The 18,293-nt window shown below is 40.1% G+C and carries 15 protein-coding genes; 12 read left to right on the top strand and 3 right to left on the bottom strand.

All coding sequences use genetic code 11. The annotated features are described in order from the left end of the window. Nucleotides 1-130 precede the first annotated feature (130 nt). Nucleotides 131-2,581 (bottom strand): GH36-type glycosyl hydrolase domain-containing protein, encoded by a 2,451-nt coding sequence (locus C4S54_RS05260; RefSeq protein ID WP_103868604.1) that lies wholly within the window; start codon nt 2,579-2,581, stop codon nt 131-133. Nucleotides 2,582-2,966: 385 nt separating this feature from the next. On the opposite strand from C4S54_RS05260, the gene C4S54_RS05255 reads away from it, so the two are divergent. From C4S54_RS05255 to C4S54_RS05210, 10 genes are all read left to right on the top strand, one after another. Beyond that, nucleotides 2,967-3,989, top strand: coding sequence for a LacI family DNA-binding transcriptional regulator (locus tag C4S54_RS05255; RefSeq protein ID WP_026663828.1), 1,023 nt, complete (start codon nt 2,967-2,969; stop codon nt 3,987-3,989). A gap of 69 nt (nt 3,990-4,058) precedes the next feature. Then, nucleotides 4,059-5,495: an ABC transporter substrate-binding protein gene (locus C4S54_RS05250; RefSeq protein WP_103868603.1), complete on the top strand. Its 1,437-nt coding sequence runs from the start codon at nt 4,059-4,061 to the stop codon at nt 5,493-5,495. A 106-nt stretch (nt 5,496-5,601) separates the two neighbouring features. Next, nucleotides 5,602-6,519: a carbohydrate ABC transporter permease gene (locus tag C4S54_RS05245; RefSeq protein WP_103868602.1), complete on the top strand. Its 918-nt coding sequence runs from the start codon at nt 5,602-5,604 to the stop codon at nt 6,517-6,519. Between the two features lie 15 nt (nt 6,520-6,534). Further along, entirely contained in the window at nt 6,535-7,398 is an 864-nt protein-coding gene (locus tag C4S54_RS05240; RefSeq protein WP_103868601.1) for a carbohydrate ABC transporter permease, read from the top strand. 253 nt (nt 7,399-7,651) lie between these two features. Beyond that, nucleotides 7,652-8,155 carry a helix-turn-helix domain-containing protein gene (locus tag C4S54_RS05235; RefSeq protein ID WP_103868600.1) on the top strand — a complete coding sequence of 168 codons (504 nt, stop codon included), beginning with the start codon at nt 7,652-7,654 and terminating at the stop codon, nt 8,153-8,155. A gap of 122 nt (nt 8,156-8,277) precedes the next feature. After that, entirely contained in the window at nt 8,278-8,733 is a 456-nt protein-coding gene (locus tag C4S54_RS05230) for an ACT domain-containing protein (RefSeq protein ID WP_022773851.1), read from the top strand. Between the two features lie 23 nt (nt 8,734-8,756). Beyond that, nucleotides 8,757-9,965, top strand: coding sequence for a homoserine dehydrogenase (locus C4S54_RS05225; protein WP_103868599.1), 1,209 nt, complete (start codon nt 8,757-8,759; stop codon nt 9,963-9,965). A 29-nt stretch (nt 9,966-9,994) separates the two neighbouring features. Further along, nucleotides 9,995-11,314: an aspartate kinase gene (locus C4S54_RS05220; RefSeq protein ID WP_103868598.1), complete on the top strand. Its 1,320-nt coding sequence runs from the start codon at nt 9,995-9,997 to the stop codon at nt 11,312-11,314. A gap of 162 nt (nt 11,315-11,476) precedes the next feature. Further along, a complete protein-coding gene (locus tag C4S54_RS05215; protein ID WP_146059963.1) occupies nt 11,477-11,689 on the top strand; it encodes a hypothetical protein in 213 nt (70 codons plus the stop codon). 92 nt (nt 11,690-11,781) lie between these two features. Beyond that, nucleotides 11,782-11,961, top strand: coding sequence for a hypothetical protein (locus tag C4S54_RS05210; protein WP_103868596.1), 180 nt, complete (start codon nt 11,782-11,784; stop codon nt 11,959-11,961). Between the two features lie 64 nt (nt 11,962-12,025). Here C4S54_RS05210 and C4S54_RS05205 read toward each other — a convergent pair whose 3' ends face one another. Beyond that, a complete protein-coding gene (locus tag C4S54_RS05205) occupies nt 12,026-13,516 on the bottom strand; it encodes a PP2C family protein-serine/threonine phosphatase (protein WP_160110685.1) in 1,491 nt (496 codons plus the stop codon). 1,708 nt (nt 13,517-15,224) lie between these two features. Then, on the bottom strand, nt 15,225-16,022 hold the full coding sequence (locus C4S54_RS05195; protein ID WP_103868593.1) for a hypothetical protein: 798 nt from the start codon (nt 16,020-16,022) through the stop codon (nt 15,225-15,227). Nucleotides 16,023-16,272: 250 nt separating this feature from the next. Between C4S54_RS05195 and C4S54_RS05190 the strand changes: the two genes are divergently transcribed. Beyond that, the gene (locus C4S54_RS05190; RefSeq protein WP_022773860.1) at nt 16,273-16,785 is read left to right on the top strand and encodes a DUF6106 family protein; all 513 of its coding nucleotides are present in this window, start codon (nt 16,273-16,275) and stop codon (nt 16,783-16,785) included. 49 nt (nt 16,786-16,834) lie between these two features. Beyond that, nucleotides 16,835-18,292, top strand: coding sequence for an IMP dehydrogenase (gene guaB / locus C4S54_RS05185; RefSeq protein ID WP_103868592.1), 1,458 nt, complete (start codon nt 16,835-16,837; stop codon nt 18,290-18,292). Nucleotide 18,293 lies beyond the last annotated feature (1 nt).

The following is an 18,293-nucleotide window of genomic DNA, read 5'->3' as shown; positions in this document are numbered from 1 at the left end:
AAAAAGCCGCACAAATCTGTTTTGAATCAGAATTCATGCGGCTTTTAGGCACTTCTTAAAAGAGGTATAAAAAAGTATAATTTTTTTATGAAAATTAAGTTTTGTGGTCGATAGTTTTTATGAAATAAGATTACATGATAACTTCAACTTTGTATTCTTTTACTCCTGCTTCGTAAGGAATTACAGTTCCTTCAATCTCTTTGCCATTTACAGTGAGCTTCTTAACTCCGCTCTGTGAACCATTTGTCTTAACATCGATTGTATAAACGGCATCTCTGTACTTTCTTGTGAGTGTAAAGTCACCAAAGTCCTCAGGTACACAAGGGTTTATTGAAAGACCGTTGTGAGTAGGATATACACCAAGGATGTACTGTGAGATATTAACAAATGTCCAGGCAGCAGTACCTGTAAGCCAGCTGTTCTTACCCTGTCCGAAGAACTTAGCATCTTTTCCTGCAACCATCTGAGAATATACATAAGGCTCAGTGCAGTGAACATCGCTGATGTCTTCAATATAAGCAGGACATGTCTTTTTATAGATCTCAAAAGCTCTGTTTCCGTGGCCAAGAACTGTCTCAGCAATAGAAACCCAAGGATTGTTGTGACAGAAGATACCTGCGTTTTCCTTGTATCCCGGTGGATATGAGCTTACTTCACCAAGTTCAAGGTGATATTTTGTGTAAGCAGGCTGAAGGATCATTACGCCATACTTGGTATCAAGTCTTTCTTCAACGCTCTTAAGAGCCTTAGCTGCAAGGCCTTCCTTAACACCGATTCCTGCGAGAACGCAGAAGCCCTGAGGCTCGATGTAGATCTGACCTTCTTCACATTCTTTTGAACCAACTTTGTTGCTGTAAGCATCATATGCTCTAACAAACCATTCGCCGTCCCAACCTGCATCGAGCACAGCGTCATAAACTTTTTTAACTTCGTCTCTTGCGCGCTTTGCTTCAGCATCATCGCCTAAGAGTTCAGCGAGCTGAGCGTACTCTTCACCGTACTTAACGAACATTCCGGCAATGAATACAGATTCTGCAACAGGTCCTTCAGAAGGTCCGAATGTCTGGAATGATTCACCTGGGTGCTCTGAGAAGCAGTTGAGGTTCAGGCAGTCGTTCCAGTCAGCTCTTCCGATAAGAGGAAGTCCATGAGGTCCCTTGTGAGTGATAGTGAAGTTAAGTGAGCACTTTAAGTGTTCCATAAGTGTCTTTGCAACACTCATATCGTTATCGAAAGGCACAATCTCTTTTAATATAGAAAGATCACCTGTCTCTCTCACATATGCGCTTGTTCCTGCAATGAGCCAGAGTGGATCATCATTGAAGCCAGATCCGATATCGGAGTTACCCTTCTTGGTAAGTGGCTGATACTGATGATATGCGCTACCATCCTGGAACTGAGTAGAAGCGATATCAATTATACGCTGTCTTGCTCTGTCCGGAATAAGGTGAACAAAGCCCAGAAGATCCTGACATGAATCTCTAAAGCCCATTCCACGGCCGATTCCTGACTCATAATAGGAAGCAGAACGTGACATGTTAAATGTAACCATGCACTGATACTGGTTCCAAATGTTGACCATTCTGTCAACCTTCTCATTCTTAGAAGAAATATGGTAGATTCCAAGGAGGTTATCCCAGTAATCACAAAGCTCTTTAAGAGCTTTATCAACAGCTTCCTCTGTCTTGTAGCTGTCAAGCATCTTGAATGCAGGTTTTTTATTAACAACAGAAGGAGCTTCCCATTTATCATCTTCAGGATTCTCGATATAACCGAGTGTAAAGATGAAAGTCTTGGACTCGCCAGGAGCAAGCTCAAGGTTGATCTGCTGAGATGCAATAGGAGACCATCCGCTTGCAACTGAGTTTGTTGCCTTTCCTTCTGCAACTACATCAGGGCTGTCAGGGCCGTTGTATGCACCAAGGAAAGCATCTCTGCTAGTGTCGAATCCATCAACTTTAGCATTTACACCGTAGATAGCATAGTGGTTACGACGCTCTCTGTACTCTGTCTTGTGGAAGATAAAAGATCCGCCGTCAATAACTTCAACTTCACCTGTGCTAAGGTTTCTCTGGAAGTTCTTCATATCATCGTCAGCATTCCAAAGGCACCATTCTACATAAGAAAAGAGTGACAATTTAGCTGCTGTGCTCTTGTTATTTGTGATAGTGAGCTTTGAAATCTCACAGTTGTCATTCATAGGAACGAATGTTAAAAGCTTTGCTTCAACATCATTTTTGGATGATGTGAACTTGCTATATCCAAGGCCGTGACGACATTCGTAGCTGTCAAGCTTTGTCTTGACCGGCTGCCAACCCGGATTCCATACAACAGTGTTAGCGGCATCTGTTACATCTTTAATATAGAAGTATTTACCATTGTTGTCATAAGGCACGTTGTTATAGCGATATCTTGTGAGTCTTAAAAGCTTGGCATCCTTATAGAATGTATAACCGCCACAAGTGTTGGATATTAGTGAAAAGAACTCTTTATTCCCGAGGTAGTTGATCCAGGGAAGGGGAGTCTTTGGGGTAGTGATGACGTATTCACGAGCTGCGTCGTCAAAGTAACCGTATTTCATATCGACCTCCTAATACTTAAACGTTTAAGATAATTTCCTAGTGACATTATATATGGCAAGTTGATGGAATGCAATAGAAAAAATCGAAAAAAGATTCACCTGAATGCCGCACAAAACCTAAGGGTAATTAAAATAGATAAATCGTTTCCACAAAAGAAGCGTAGAACCTGAATTATATCGAAAACGTTTAAATCAAAAATGAACAAACTATGTACAAGTTCAGAATAATGTATGAAAAAGCGATAATGAATTTGTAAAAAACAAACAAAATTATATAATGTGCACAAAAAAGTATTAATGATACTTGATTTGAAAGTCAAAATGATGTATATTGAAATCACGAAAACGATTAAGTGTATGTGAAAAGGTACAAATGACAAAGAGAATGGTTTCACTCAAAGACATATCTAAGGCTTGCGGAGTGTCGGTTGCGACCGTTTCCAAGGCCCTTAATGATCATAGTGATATAAGTAAAGAAACAAAAGAACGTGTCAGAGAAATCGCTGAACAGCTTGGGTATCATCCCAATGCTGCGGCCCAGGCGCTCAAGACAAACAGAACCAATAACATAGGAGTCCTTTTTGTTGATGAGGCAAACAGCGGCCTTACGCATGATTACTTTTCACATGTTCTTGATAGTTTCAAAAAGAAAGCGGAGCAGGAAGGTTTCGATATCACCTTTATTAATGGTGATAAGACCCGCAACAATATGAGCTATTTATCTCACGCAATCTACAGAGGATTTGACGGTGTGGTAATTGCCTGTGTTGATTTTTCAGATCCGCAAGTGGATGAGCTTATTAAGAGCAACATTCCTGTTGTCACTATCGACCACTCTTTCTTCAATAGAATATCGATCATGTCTGACAATATAAAAGGTATTAAGGATTTAGTTACTTATATATATGAAATGGGACATAGGAAGATAGCTTATGTACACGGTTATGAAAATACCGCCGTTACACAGAGCAGATTGGCAAGTTTCTACAATACATTGCAGGAACTTGGTATAAACGTTCCGGATGAATATATTGTGGGAAGTCCTTACAGAGATACTGAGAAGGCTTATGAAGCTACCAAAAAGCTTCTTGATCTTCCTGATCCACCGACATGTATTCTTTATCCTGATGACTTTGCAGCGTTTGGCGGATTTAATGCAGTCAGAGAGAGGAACTTGCGCATCCCGGAAGATATTTCCATTGCCGGTTATGATGGAATTGAGCTGGCAAGGCGAATAAGTCCTTTGATGACAACAATAGTTCAGAATACAGACAAAATTGGAAGGACAGCAGCAGCCAAGCTGATTGATCTGATAAATAATCCGAAAGGAACGCTGATCGAGCAGATAGTTATAGAAGGGACTCTTGAGAAGGGTGAGTCCGTAGGGCGTATTGAAACAGTTAAATAAGGTTTAAGACGGCAAAGCCGTTTTAGATAATACTAAAAAACACTCATATAAAAGGGAGGTACATTAGTTATGAAGAAGAAAGTACTTGGATTGTTACTTTCAACAACTATGGTAGCAGGTATGCTTTCAGCATGCGGTAGCACAGCTACTACAACAGAGACTCCAGCAGCAGAGACACCTGCAGCTGAGACAACAACAGAAGCTCCAGCAGCAGAGACACCTGCAGCTGAGGCAACAACAGAAGCAGCTGCTGAATTACCAGCAGATGAGGGAAAAGTTCTTAACATTTCAGCATGGAACGAAGAGTTTAAGTCTCGTCTTACAGATCACTATCCAGGATATGAGGTAATCGATGGAACAACAGGTAAGATCGGTGATGTAACAGTTAACTGGCTCATTACTCCTAACGAAGAGAACGCTTACCAGAACAGACTTGATGAGCTTCTTCTTGCACAGGATAGTGCAGCAGCAGATGATAAGGTTGACCTTTTCCTTGTAGAAGCTGACTACGCTGTTAAGTACACAGATACAGATTACACACTTCCTGTAAAGGATCTTGGAATCACAGATGATGATCTTAAGGATCAGTATGCATACACACAGGCAGTTGTTACAGATTCTAACGGAGTTCTTAAGGGAACATCATGGCAGGGCTGCCCTGGCGTTATGATCTACAACAGAGCAATTGCAAAAGAAGTATTCGGAACAGACGAACCTGCAGATATCCAGGCTAAGTTCTCAGATTGGGATAAGTTCTTTGAGTCAGCAGGCGAACTTGATAAGGCTGGCTACGATGTAATTTCTTCAACAGCTGATACATTCCGTGTATATCAGAACAATGCTAAACTTCCTTGGGTAGACGGAACAAAGATCCAGGTTGATGACAACCTTAAGAAATGGGTTGAAGATTCTAAGAAACTTGCTGACGCTGGCTACTGCAACACTTGGGGACAGTGGGGCGAAGACTGGAACAAGGGCTTCTATCCTGAAGGAAAGGTATTTGCTTACTTTGGACCAGCTTGGCTTATCGATTTCTGTATGGCAGCTGATGTAGAAGGTTCTGTTGCACATGATGGCGGCTGGGCTGCTACAGAAGGACCTCAGGGCTTCTATTGGGGCGGTACATGGATCTGCGCAGCAGCTGGAACAGATAATGCTAACCTTGTAGCAGATATCATGAGAAAGATGACATGCGATCCAGAAGTTATGAAGGACATCGTTCTTAAGGACAATGATTTCGTAAACAACAGACCAGTTATGGAAGGTCTTGCAGCTGATACATCATACTCAAATGCAGTTCTTGGCGGACAGAACCCTCTTAAGATGTTCTGCGCTGGTGCTGATAACATCGATATGGCTAACCTTACAGCTTATGATCAGGGTCTTCTTGGTGACTTCCAGACAGCTATGGGCGACTACATCAACGGCAACTTCGCTACATATGATGAAGCTCTTGAGCAGTTCTACACATTAGCACTTCAGAGATATCCTGAACTTACAAGATAATCATTCTTAAGATTATTGCCTAATAAACTGCCTGCCGGTTCGCCGGCAGGCAATTCTTTAAAACGCTTTGGGTTTAAAGAGTAAAATATCGCGGAGGTACGGGAGTATGGACAAAAAGAAGTCCAATTCTAACGTGGTTAAGTTTAACAGATGGGGATACATCTTTCTTATACCATTCTTTGTAACATATGTAATTTTTAGTTTAATTCCACTATGTTCAACAATTTATAACAGTTTCTTTGAAAATTATCGTTCCGGTCTTAAGCAGATAGGACCTAACTTTGTTGGAATCAACAACTATATTAATCTTCTTAACTCACCGGAAATTTGGAAATATTTGATAAATACACTGATCATGTGGGTTGGTGGTTTTATTCCACAGATCACTATAGCTCTTTTACTTGCTTACTGGTTCTCTGATCCATCTCTTCGTCTTAAGGGACAGAGATTCTTCAAGACAGTAATTTACATGCCTAACCTGATCATGGCATCAGCATTCTCTATGTTGTTCTTTGCTTTGTTCTCAGATTCAGGCCCTGTAAATCAGATTCTTTTAAGCGTTGGTTTTATTAAAGAACCATTTAAATTTTTCCAGTACGTAGTTGCATCAAGAGCTCTTGTAATGCTTATGAACTTCCTTATGTGGTTCGGTAATACAACAATTCTTTTGATGGCTGGAATGCTTGGTATTGATGCTTCACTTTATGAGGCAGCGCAGGTGGATGGGGCAACAGCTTCACAGGTATTCTTTAAGATCACAATGCCTATCCTTAAGCCTATTTTCACATATGTACTTATAACATCTCTTATCGGTGGTCTGCAGATGTTTGATGTTCCTCAGATCCTGACAAATGGTAGAGGTAATCCTACAGATTCTCTTACCACAGTTATCATGTTGCTCAACAGATACCTTACAAGTAAGGACGTTGGCCGTGGTGGTGCCTTGTCAGTATTCTTATTCATAGTAACTGGTATTTTGAGTCTGGTTGTATTTAGAATTAACAGCTCAAAGGACAAAGACTAAGGAGGAAAAGGGATTATGGAAAATCAGACAGCGGCTAAAACCCATGGACTTCCTATAGGAGCAAGAAGAACTATTGCATATATTGTGCTTGTTTTCTTCTCATTCTTATGTCTCATTTGGTTTTATATATTGCTTATTAATTCAACAAGATCACATTCAGAGATGACACTTGGATTTACAGTTCTTCCAAGCACACATCTTTTAGATAACTGGAATAGCCTTATAACAGGAACTATTCCTATTGCAAGAGGTTTTGCAAACAGTATTACAGTTTCAGTTTGTACAAGTATTCTTTGCGTATACTTCTCAGCTATGACAGCATATGCGATTAATACATACAGATTTAAAGGAAGAGATGCGATTGCTGCATTCATCCTGGCAATTATGATGATTCCTGGACAGGTTACAGCACTTGGTTTCTTACAGCTCATTAACAGAATGAAACTGGATGACTCAATTATTCCACTTATCTTACCGGCAATTGCTTCACCTATTACTTATTTCTACCTTAAACAGTACATGGAGAGTAACCTTCCATTATCACTGGTTGAGGCGGCGAGAATTGACGGCTCAGGTGAGTTCAGAACATTTAACACAATTATTATTCCGCTTATAAAGCCTGCTATCAGCGTTCAGATGATATTCAGCTTTGTAGGTAGCTGGAATAACTACTTCACACCAGCTCTTATCTTACATACAGACACAAAGAAGACTTTGCCTGTTATGATCGCTCAGCTTCGAGGAGCTGACTGGCTTAGATTTGATATGGGTCAGATATACATTATGATTGCAGCATCTATTTTCCCTGTTATCGTAATATACCTTATCCTTTCTAAGTATATTGTAGGAGGAGTTTCAGCTGGAGCAGTAAAAGGTTGATTTTTTGTACAACAATTCGTTGTTTTAATTTGATGAGGTGACTTATTTTTTATAAGTTTATCTTCATATTTTACTCTTTCCTTTTATAAGCGTTTAGGAAGCCATGACATTCCCCGTGTCATGGCTTTCTGCATTAATATGTGAAAAAAGATACGAAATAAGTGAGATTGCGTCTGTAAGTGGTGACATGGGCTAAGATGTATTGTAGAATTAGTAGAAATGGATTCAAGCAGTGTGTTAGTTGGAGGTTTATATGGGAAAAAGATCTATTAAGGAAAATAAAAACATTTACTTTGAATGCAGGGATAATCTTGGATTGTCAAGAGCTCAGGCCAGTGAACTTATGGAAGGCATTTCAGAGAGCAGTCTTGAGAAGATGGAAACAGGCAAAACAAATATATATCCTGAGGACGTTGTTCTTATGGCCAAAGCCTATAAGAGACCTGATCTTTGTAATTATTACTGCACTCATGAATGTGCTATTGGAAAGACATCTGTGCCTGAGGTAAAAATATCATCACTTTCAGAGATAGTACTTGGAATGCTTTCATCTCTCAATTCGCTTGAACGTCAGAAAGACAGACTCATAGAGATAACAGCCGATGGACAGATATCTGATGACGAGCTTGAAGATTTTGCAAATATCCAGAAGCAGCTTGAACATATAGATGCTACAGTTGAGGCACTCAAGCTCTGGGTTAATGGCACAATAGCTGAAGGAAAGATAAATAAAGAAAAGCTTGATTCTTTGAAGTAAAAAAACTAAAAATTTAATTTTGCCTCTTGTCTTTAAAACTTTAATGTGCTAAAATTCTTTCCAGTACATACAAATGTCCGTGGTAGAAAAACAAATATTAAAAAATGTAAGCGAGAAGGAAAATGGAGCAGGATACCGGTTTTTATGTAATTAAAAAGCAAGCGGTGCCAGAGGTGCTTTTAAAGGTTGTAGATGCCAAAAAGCTTCTGGAATCCGGTAAAGTAAAAACTGTAAATGAAGCTGCTGACAGAGTCGGAATCAGCAGAAGTTCTTTTTACAAATATAAAGAAGATATCTATGAATTCCACGATAGCCTGCAGGGAACTACCCTGACACTCACTTTCCAGATGAATGATGAGGTGGGGCTGTTATCTTATGTGCTTGGACTCATCGCTGAGTTTGGAGCCAATATACTTACGATTCATCAATCAATCCCACTTAATGGTGTGGCATCCATTTCTATAACTATTCAGGTCCTTCCCACCACAAGAGATATCATGGACATGATAAATAAGATGGAAAAAGCTGACGGAGTCCACAAGGTACACATTACGGGACGAAGTGCAACTTTTACATAATAGATACAATTTTGGAGGAAGACATGGCAAAAGTAGCAGTATTAGGATATGGCACAGTTGGTAGCGGCGTAGTTGAAGTATTGGATACTAATGCAAATGAAGTTGCAAAAAGCGCCGGTGAAAAGATAGAACTTAAGTATATTCTTGATTTGCGCGATTTCCCTGGGGATAAGCATGAATCACAGGTAGTTCACGATATCAATACTATTTTGGATGATCCTGAAGTAGACGTTATTTGCGAGACCATGGGTGGTATTGAACCCGCATTTACTTTTGAAAAACAGGCTCTTTCCAAGGGCAAATGTGTATGCACATCCAATAAGGAGCTTGTTGCAGCTCATGGACCGGAACTTGTGGAGCTTGCAAAGAAAAATGGAGTAAGCTATCTTTTTGAAGCAAGTGTGGGTGGTGGAATACCGGTTCTTCGTTCAATAAATGATTCCCTTAAGCATGAGAAGATTGACTCAATTACAGGTATCTTAAACGGCACTACAAACTATATTCTTACCAAGATGGATAAAGAGGGAGTAGGCTTTGCAACAGTCCTTAAAAAGGCTCAGGAAAAGGGATATGCAGAAAGAAATCCTGAAGCTGATGTAGAAGGATATGATGCATGCCGTAAGATTGCCATCCTTTCAAGCCTTATGAGTGGCAAACATGTGGATTATGAAGATATCTACACTGAGGGCATCACACACATCTCAATTGAAGATTTTGAGTATGCGCGTGCACTTAATATGGCCATCAAGCTCCTTGCTATGTGTAAAAGAAATGAGAATGGCTTCTTTACTATTGTTGCGCCATTCCTTATTCCTTATGAGCATCCGCTTGCCAATGTTAATGGTGTATTTAATGCGATAAATGTTCATGGAAACATGCTGGGTGATGTAATGTTCTATGGAAAGGGCGCAGGTAAAAACGCCACAGCAAGCGCTGTAGTTGCCGATGTTATCGATATGGTCAAGCATAAGGGCAAACATATCGAAGTTAACATGAATTCTGAAAAGGCTAAGCTCACTTCAAAGGACAACGCTGTCAGAAGATTCTTTGTGAGAGTTTCTGAATCCCTTAAGGACCAGGCAATTGAGCTCTTTGGATCAGATATCGACGTTGTAAAAAGAAACAGCATTTCCGGTGAATTTGCATTTGTTACAGATCTTATTTCTGAAAAGGATTTTGAAGAGAAGCTTTGGAAGCTTGATAGTGTTAAAGGTTATATAAGAATGTATTAAAAATAGCTATTATTTTTTAGGAGAATATTATGAAAAAAGTAGTTAAATTTGGCGGAAGTTCACTTGCCAGCAGCGAACAGTTTGAAAAAGTAGGAAATATCATAAAGTCTGATCCTGACAGGGTTTATGTGGTTCCTTCAGCACCAGGAAAAAGAAATTCCAAGGACACTAAAGTTACGGATATGCTTTACAAGACATATGCTCTTGCAGAGGCAGGAAAAGACTTTTCAAAACAGCTATCAGACATCAAAGCAAGATATGATGAGATCATAAAAGGACTTGGACTCAAGCTCAACCTTTCAAACGAGTTTAAGACCATAGAAAAGAACTTTAAGGCAGCAGCCGGAAAGGACTACGCTGCAAGCCGCGGCGAGTACTTGAACGGTATTATCATGGCTGCATACCTTGGCTATGAATTTATTGATGCTGCAACAGTAGTATCTTTTGATAAGAACGGAGAGTTCGATGGAGAAAAGACCAACAAGCAGATGGCCAAAAAGCTTGAGAAATCTCCAAAGGCTGTTATCCCTGGCTTTTATGGAGCTTATCCTGATGGAAGCATCAAGACCTTCTCAAGAGGAGGCTCAGATATTACAGGTTCTATCGTAGCAAGGGCCATAAAGGCAGATGTCTATGAGAACTGGACAGACGTATCAGGATTTTTGGTTGCTGATCCAAGGATCATTGAGAAGCCACCGCACATCGAGACAATAACTTACACAGAGCTTCGAGAGCTTGCATACATGGGTGCTTCAGTTCTTCACGAAGATGCAATCTTCCCTGTCAGAAAAGAAGGAATCCCGATCAATATCAGAAATACCAATAAGCCTGAGGATCCAGGAACATGGATTGTAGAGTCAACAGCTAAAAAGTCCAAATATGTTATCACCGGTATTGCCGGCAAAAAAGGTTTTTGCTGCGTAAATATCTTAAAGGATCAGATGAACTCTGAGGTTGGCTTTGTAAGAAAAGTACTTCAGGCATTTGAAGATCAGAATATTTCAATTGAGCATGTTCCATCAGGAATTGATACTATGACAGTATTTGTTCAGCAGGATGAGTTCATTGAAAAAGAGCAGGCAGTAGTATCAGAGATTCACAGACTTGCAAGACCTGACATGCTCGAGATCGAATCAGACCTTGCACTCATCGCAGTAGTAGGCCGCGGCATGAAATCAACACGAGGCACTGCCGGAAGAATCTTCTCAGCACTTGCACATGCCAGCGTAAACGTCCGTATGATCGACCAGGGCTCATCAGAGCTTAACATCATCATCGGCGTAGAAACCCGCGACTTTGAAAAAGCCATAAGCGCCATCTACGACATCTTTGTAACAACACAGGTCTGAGACATTTTGTAAAAATAGACTTCCTTTGTAGCCGCCCCGCGGCTGCAAGGGAAGTTTTTGTTTATAAATTGGTAATACTTTTTTATGATTCTTTTTTGCCATGTAGGAAAATGGCTCGTATATAATGGTAACAGAAACAAAGATATGATGGAGGTAAAGATCATGAATAATATGGATATAGATAAGAAAGTTATTTCTGATAGTAATCTTGAATATGTTACCGGCGGAGTCGGTATGGAGACTATCCTTAATAACAATGCAAAGATGAAGAGAATACCGGATGCACTGGCACCAAAGAATAGTCCTGGCGGCAATGACTGTTTTAGTGCCCTTAAGAATAAAGAGGGTGAGAATGAAGGCGCAGGACTGGCGTAAGTGGCGTGCTTTACATTAGAATAAGGCACAGTATAGAGGAAAATGCCTCGTATATAATGGTAACCAAAAAAGTTACGATGGAGGTAATTATTATGGCTAATAAGGAGATGGAAATGAAAAAGATTTCTGATAATGACCTTGAATTTGTGTCAGGCGGTGTCGATTCTGAGGAATATAAAAAAATGATGGAGCATCTTAAAAATGCTCCAAAACCAATGGGGCCGAAGAGTAACCCCGGTAAGAATGACGACTACTTTACAGGTGGGAAGTAAAAGCCTGGGAATAATTGTGAAAATGGATTGGCTTAATGCTGGTGTTGGCTTATCAAAGACGGCATTACTTTAGTAAAAGGCACAGCATAGTAATGTCATCGTATTGCTCTTCGCCTGAGGTGAAGTCGTTGATAGCTTCGGTGATAGCGGTCAGTAGCTCCTGAGAAGATGAGCCTTTATGAGCGTTTAGGCAGCTTTCAATGCGATCTGTCTCGAACATCTTATCATCAGCTCTTTTAGCTTCGGCAACGCCATCGGTGTAGAGGAATATGCCTCCGCCTTTCGTGATTTTAATCTCATAGTCTTCGTATTCAAGGCCCTCAAAGGCACCGCAAAAAGCGCCGTGAGGGTCTTTATATATGCTAAAGACCTGATTTTCATCGGCAATAAATGGGTATTCGTGCCCAGCATTAGAGGCAGTAATTATACCTGTACTTATTTCAAGTATTCCAAGCCAGACAGTTATGAACATGGCATTGTCGTTACCTTTTGCGAGAGCATTGTTGACATATCCAAGTATTTCTGATGGTTTTCCACCTTTCTCGGCTCTGATCTTAAGGAGTTCTTTTCCTTTCATCATAAAGAGGGCCGCAGGTACGCCTTTTCCGGATACATCGGCTATGATCATGGCAAGATGATCCTCGTCGATCATAAAGAAGTCATAGAAGTCTCCTGCAACTTCTTTTGCAGGGGTCATTGAGGCACACAGATCTACATTTTCATTTATGGAGAAGTCTGTGGGCAGTGCTGACTGCTGAATCTGGGCAGCGATATCAAGCTCAGCTGCGATTCGCTCTTTTTCAGCGCTGACAAGTCTGATTTCTTTCATGGATCTGTTGATATTCTGCTCCATATCAGCCATGGTATCGCGAAGCTCGGCCAATTCATCAGAGGAGTGAATATTTACATTTCCAAAAAAGACAGAGCTTTCTTCTTCGGAGACCTTATCCCTTTCGGTATAACTTCTGGCAGCTTTTACAAGCAAGTGAATAGGTGAGATTATCCTTATATCTATACTTCTTGAAAGGATAATTGAAAGAATAAGGAATAGCGCAAGAATAGTAGGTACAAACATTGTAAGGAAAAGAAATAAATTATCGGAAAGAACGTTGAGACTTATATCAAGTGTTGTGAATCCGATCATAGTTCCGTCCGGACCATACAGCGGCTCATAGTCAGTTGCAGAGTAGCCAAGCAGTGAAGTATGGCTTAGAGGCATGTAAGAATCTGAACTTATTGTTTTTTGAATCTCATCCCAGCTTTCTACTACACCGTTATCATTAGAGATATATTGCCCGGGGAGGTAGGCGTATCCGGACTTGTCTCCGTCTACAACAAGAACAAGCCTTACATTTTCTCTGTCATAGAATGTGAGACTTATATTAATAATATCAGTGGCTTCCCTGCAGTTAGTCAGAACTTTCCTTGCTTGAAAAAAGTCGTCATCCAAAAGAGGAATAAAATATTCCTTATAATCATCGGCAAATGGATCCTTACGATTTTCTTCAGGGATTTTTTCATATATTTCTTTTGTTTCACGGAATATTTTTTCCACATACTCCATATCCAGTTCAGACTGTACGTATGCGGCAAGCTTTTCATAAAATATTTTATGATTTCTTACTGTGGATTTCAGGAAAAAACGAGAACATACCAGTACGGTTATAAATTGCAGCAAAAGAACACTGACAAAAATCAGTTGTAAAGCCTGTCTTTTCAATGATTTTTTGTTTTTTGTTTTTTCTTTTGACATGCTTTATCCTGCCTTCGGACTAGGTGAAAAAATTGTTAATACAATTATATTACAAAATAAACTGTATGACGATAAACTAGAGATTAAATAACTTGCTTTTCAGGCGACCGCCACCATTGACTGAACCTGAGGAAAACGCCTTGGTCTGCGTGCCGACGGCGAGGATGATGGGAACAGTAATTACATTCATGCACCGTCGGATTCAGCATTGTAGCGTTTTCCTCAGAACCCGTCAATGGCATGCACCTTCGGTGTGACTGGGTACAAGTGCCTCGGGCTCTGAATCCAGGAACAGTAGAGGCGGCTGCGACAATTCGTGGGGGATGATAATTGCTTAAATATTTTTCTTTTTATCCTCGGATTTAACCATCCTGATAGTGGATTTTGCGCATGCATAGGATAAGTGTTTGAATTTTTTTCTTTTTATCCCACTCGTCTTATCATTTTTGTTAACAATTCTGCTGGCTTGTAGGATAAATCGATGTTTCTTTCAAGTTTTATCCTACTTTCTGGTAAAGCGCAGTGTTCAGAAGGCTGAAAATGTGGGATAACTTCGATAGAATTTCATGTTTTATCCTACGACTCTGAAAATCGACTGTGATAGGATGGGATAAGTTTTACAAATCTATCTTTTTTATCCTACATCGCAGCTAATCCCCGAAATGATCCCACATATAAACAATGTTTGAATCGCCACCAGCTAGCAGTTGTAATGATTTATATGAAGCATTATGCTCATTCAATCCATATCATTCCGTCCGTATAACTGTCCATATAACAGTCCATGTAAATGGAAATAATTCTTCTGGGCATATAGCGCTTTTTAAAGCTTCCAGCCACCCCTCGTGAAAGTTCAAATGGGCATATAGGCTGATTGCAAGACTCTAGCCACCCGTTAAAAGGTGGCTGCAAGTCTGATATCCGGCTATGAGCCCAAATACGGTTTCATTACAGGTGGCTGAGCTATTGAAAACGAGCTATATGCCCAAAACAGCACTCCGCTCTCATTACATGGGGAACCGCGGGAATATAGCCCTACACATTCTTGAAAATAGCCACATCTGCTGTTCCTAGATTCGGGGCCAGAGGGACTTGAAAGCAGCCGCCCCTACTGTTCTCGGATTCAGAGCCCGAGGCGCTTATATCCAGCCACACCGAAGGTGCGTGCCATTGACGGGGCTGAGGAAAACGGTAAAATGCACCTTCCGACGGTGTATGAATATATCGAATTACTGTTCCCATCATCCTCACCGTCGGCAAAGCTGACAAGGCGTTTTCCTCAGATTCAGTCAATGGTGGCGTACGGCTTTGTAAAAAACAATTCATTTGTTTCAATAAAATCTATAGCTATGAATAGAGCAGTTGAGTATAGAGCAATTTTGCATGATCAATAGAGATCAGCTAATATAAAAAGCCTTGTTTTTTCATGAACAATTACCATGAAAGAAAACAAGGCTTTACTTACTTTATTGATTTTTTAATCGATGTGACAAATATAAAATATACTTATTTATTTTAGAAGATATTCAATGAAAAGTTTTGCGTTATCAAGGCGGGTTGTGTTGGCGATTATACCGACTACAGGTGTTGTACCCTGATAGAGACTGTTGTCTGTTATAACACTTGAATCATCAATAATGATTCCTACGGGGATAGGGTTATCCATTTCATTTACAGGAGTATCAGGATACTGGCCTGTTGCATATATATCAGCAGCCATGACTGCGTACTTATTGTTTTTATCGTAGGAGCCATTCATAAGAAAATCCTGGTAAGCATCAGATGCGATGTAATCCACAAGACCTCTGTCTACATAGAAAAGCTTATCGGCATATTCATTAAGGAAATTCTCATCATATATAGTCCTGAGATCCGTGAATATATCCTGATGTGCGTAATATGCAAAGGTGTTCTTATCAGCTGCCATGGAATCAAGCTCTGCAGCTGAGAGATTTGCCATGATCTTCTGGCTGGTGGCAATCGTTACTTCATCAATTATTTCTGTATTATATGTAACTGAAGTGTCTATAAAGCAACTGTTTGTTGTAGTATCAATGCCGGCATATTCTGTGAATTCACTCTCAAGGACTTCTTCTGCATTTGATGAATAGCTGTTGAGCATTAGCGCGTAAAAAGCGTAAGGCTTATTGTTTGTAACATCTTTTACCAAAACTACTATAAATATGATGGCGGCTAAGGCGACGATCGTATGTATTTTATAGTAGTCCCAAAAATACTGCAGATGAGCCTTTATGCCCTGACCTTTTAATTTCTTTTGCTGTTCTCTGATCTCTTCATGTACTGACATTTTAAAACCTCCGGAGCATCAAAAAATATTAACAGAAATATAATATTTTTTGTTCGTAAAAATGTATATAATAGAATTGATGACTGTGTGCAGGAACAAAATAATTTGTTTAAGAGCACTTGTCACATATGATACAAATTTATGTCCTTCAATGTCAATAAGAATAATCGTGGTTGCCCTTGACATGGCATTAATTTGAATATAAGATACTTGATAAAAATGGCGACTAACAGGAGGAGTAGTTTTACAGATGGTTAACGACAATAGTTATGTAGAATGCCTCGTTGAAAGTAAGGCATCGCCGGTTATTACTTTTCTCAAGTATTTGAGCATTTTCTTTGCAGTTGTTTTCTTCATTGCAGCTTTCATGCTTGGTTTTGGAATAATTGGTCTTATACTTTGCGTGGCAGCAGGTTTTGGTTATCATTTCGCAGCACTTAATGCAAACATTGAGTACGAGTATCAGTATTGTGACAAAGAGATTTCAGTAGACAAAGTTCTTAATAAAAGTTCCCGTAAGCATGTGGGTACTTATTCAGTTGAGCACATTGAGGCAATGGCTCCATCCAGATCATATCATTTAGACGAATTCAAGAATAAGACATACAAGACATCAGATTTTTCATCAAAAAATAAGGACGCACAGCCGGATCCTACATACACAATCTATTACGATGGAAAAGACAAGATAATATTTGAACCAACAGAAGAGTTCGTTGCAGCAGTTAAGGCTGTGGCACCTAGAAAAGTTTTTACAGATTAAATTAAAGATTGTAATTGAATAAAAGATTTATAGATAATGGGAGATTATAATGGGACAGATAATTGGTGAAGGAATTACTTTTGACGATGTGCTTTTGGTACCTGCTTATTCACAGGTTATACCTAATCAGGTAGATGTTGGAACATGGCTTACAAAAAAGATCAGACTTAACATTCCTATGATGAGTGCAGGAATGGACACAGTTACAGAGCACAGAATGGCTATTGCGATGGCCAGACAGGGTGGTATCGGAATCATCCACAAAAATATGTCAATTGAAGCTCAGGCTGAAGAGGTTGATAAGGTTAAAAGATCTGAGAATGGCGTAATCACAGATCCATTTTCTCTTTCACCGGAACATACACTTGCAGATGCAGATTCACTCATGGCTAAATTCCGTATTTCAGGTGTACCTATCACAGAGGGCAGAAAGCTTGTTGGTATCATTACTAACAGAGATCTTAAGTTTGAAAAAGACTACTCCAAGAAGATCAAGGAAGTAATGACAAGCGAAAACCTCATTACTGCAAAAGAGGGTATCACTCTTGAAGAAGCAAAGAGTATCCTCGCCAAGTCCAAAAAAGAAAAACTCCCAATCGTTGATGATGACTACAATCTTGTAGGACTTATCACTATTAAAGATATTGAAAAGACAATCAAGTATCCTCTTGCTGCAAAGGATGACCAGGGAAGACTCTTATGCGGAGCCGGTGTTGGTATCTCTGCAAACTGTCTTGACCGTGTAGCAGCTCTTGTGGATGCTAAGGTTGACGTTGTTGTTCTTGATTCTGCACATGGACATTCAGAGAACGTTCTTAAGTGCCTTAGAATGATCAAGGAGAAGTTCCCTGATCTTCAGGTTATCGCAGGAAACTGTGCAACAGGCGCTGCAACAAAAGACCTCATCGAGGCTGGTGCTGATGCTGTCAAGGTTGGTATCGGACCTGGTTCTATCTGCACAACACGTGTAGTTGCAGGTATTGGTGTTCCTCAGATCTCAGCTATCATGGACTGCTATGCAGTTGCTAAGGAGTATGGTATCCCGATCATCGCTGATGGTGGTATCAAGTACTCAGGAGATATTACAAAGGCTATCGCAGCCGGTGGAAACATCGTTATGATGGGTTCAATGTTTGCTGGTTGTGACGAAGCACCTGGTGAGTTTGAACTTTTCCAGGGAAGAAAATACAAGGTTTACCGTGGAATGGGCTCTATTTCAGCAATGGAGAACGGTTCAAAGGATCGTTATTTCCAGGAAGATGCCAAGAAGCTTGTTCCTGAAGGTGTTGAAGGCCGTGTAGCATACAAGGGAACAGTTGAAGATACTGTATTCCAGCTTATCGGTGGACTTCGTTCAGGAATGGGATATTGCGGATGTCAGACAATTGAGGAGCTTAAGGAAAACGGAAGATTCATAAAAATCACTTCAGCAGCACTTCGTGAGTCACATCCTCATGATATTCAGATCACAAAAGAGGCGCCTAACTACAGCGCATCTGATAGATAAA

This window comes from Butyrivibrio sp. Su6, assembly GCF_900108105.1.
Lineage (GTDB): Bacteria > Bacillota > Clostridia > Lachnospirales > Lachnospiraceae > Butyrivibrio.
The sequence above is the reverse complement of the archived record's forward strand: the minus strand, read 5'-3'. Positions and strand labels throughout refer to the sequence as shown.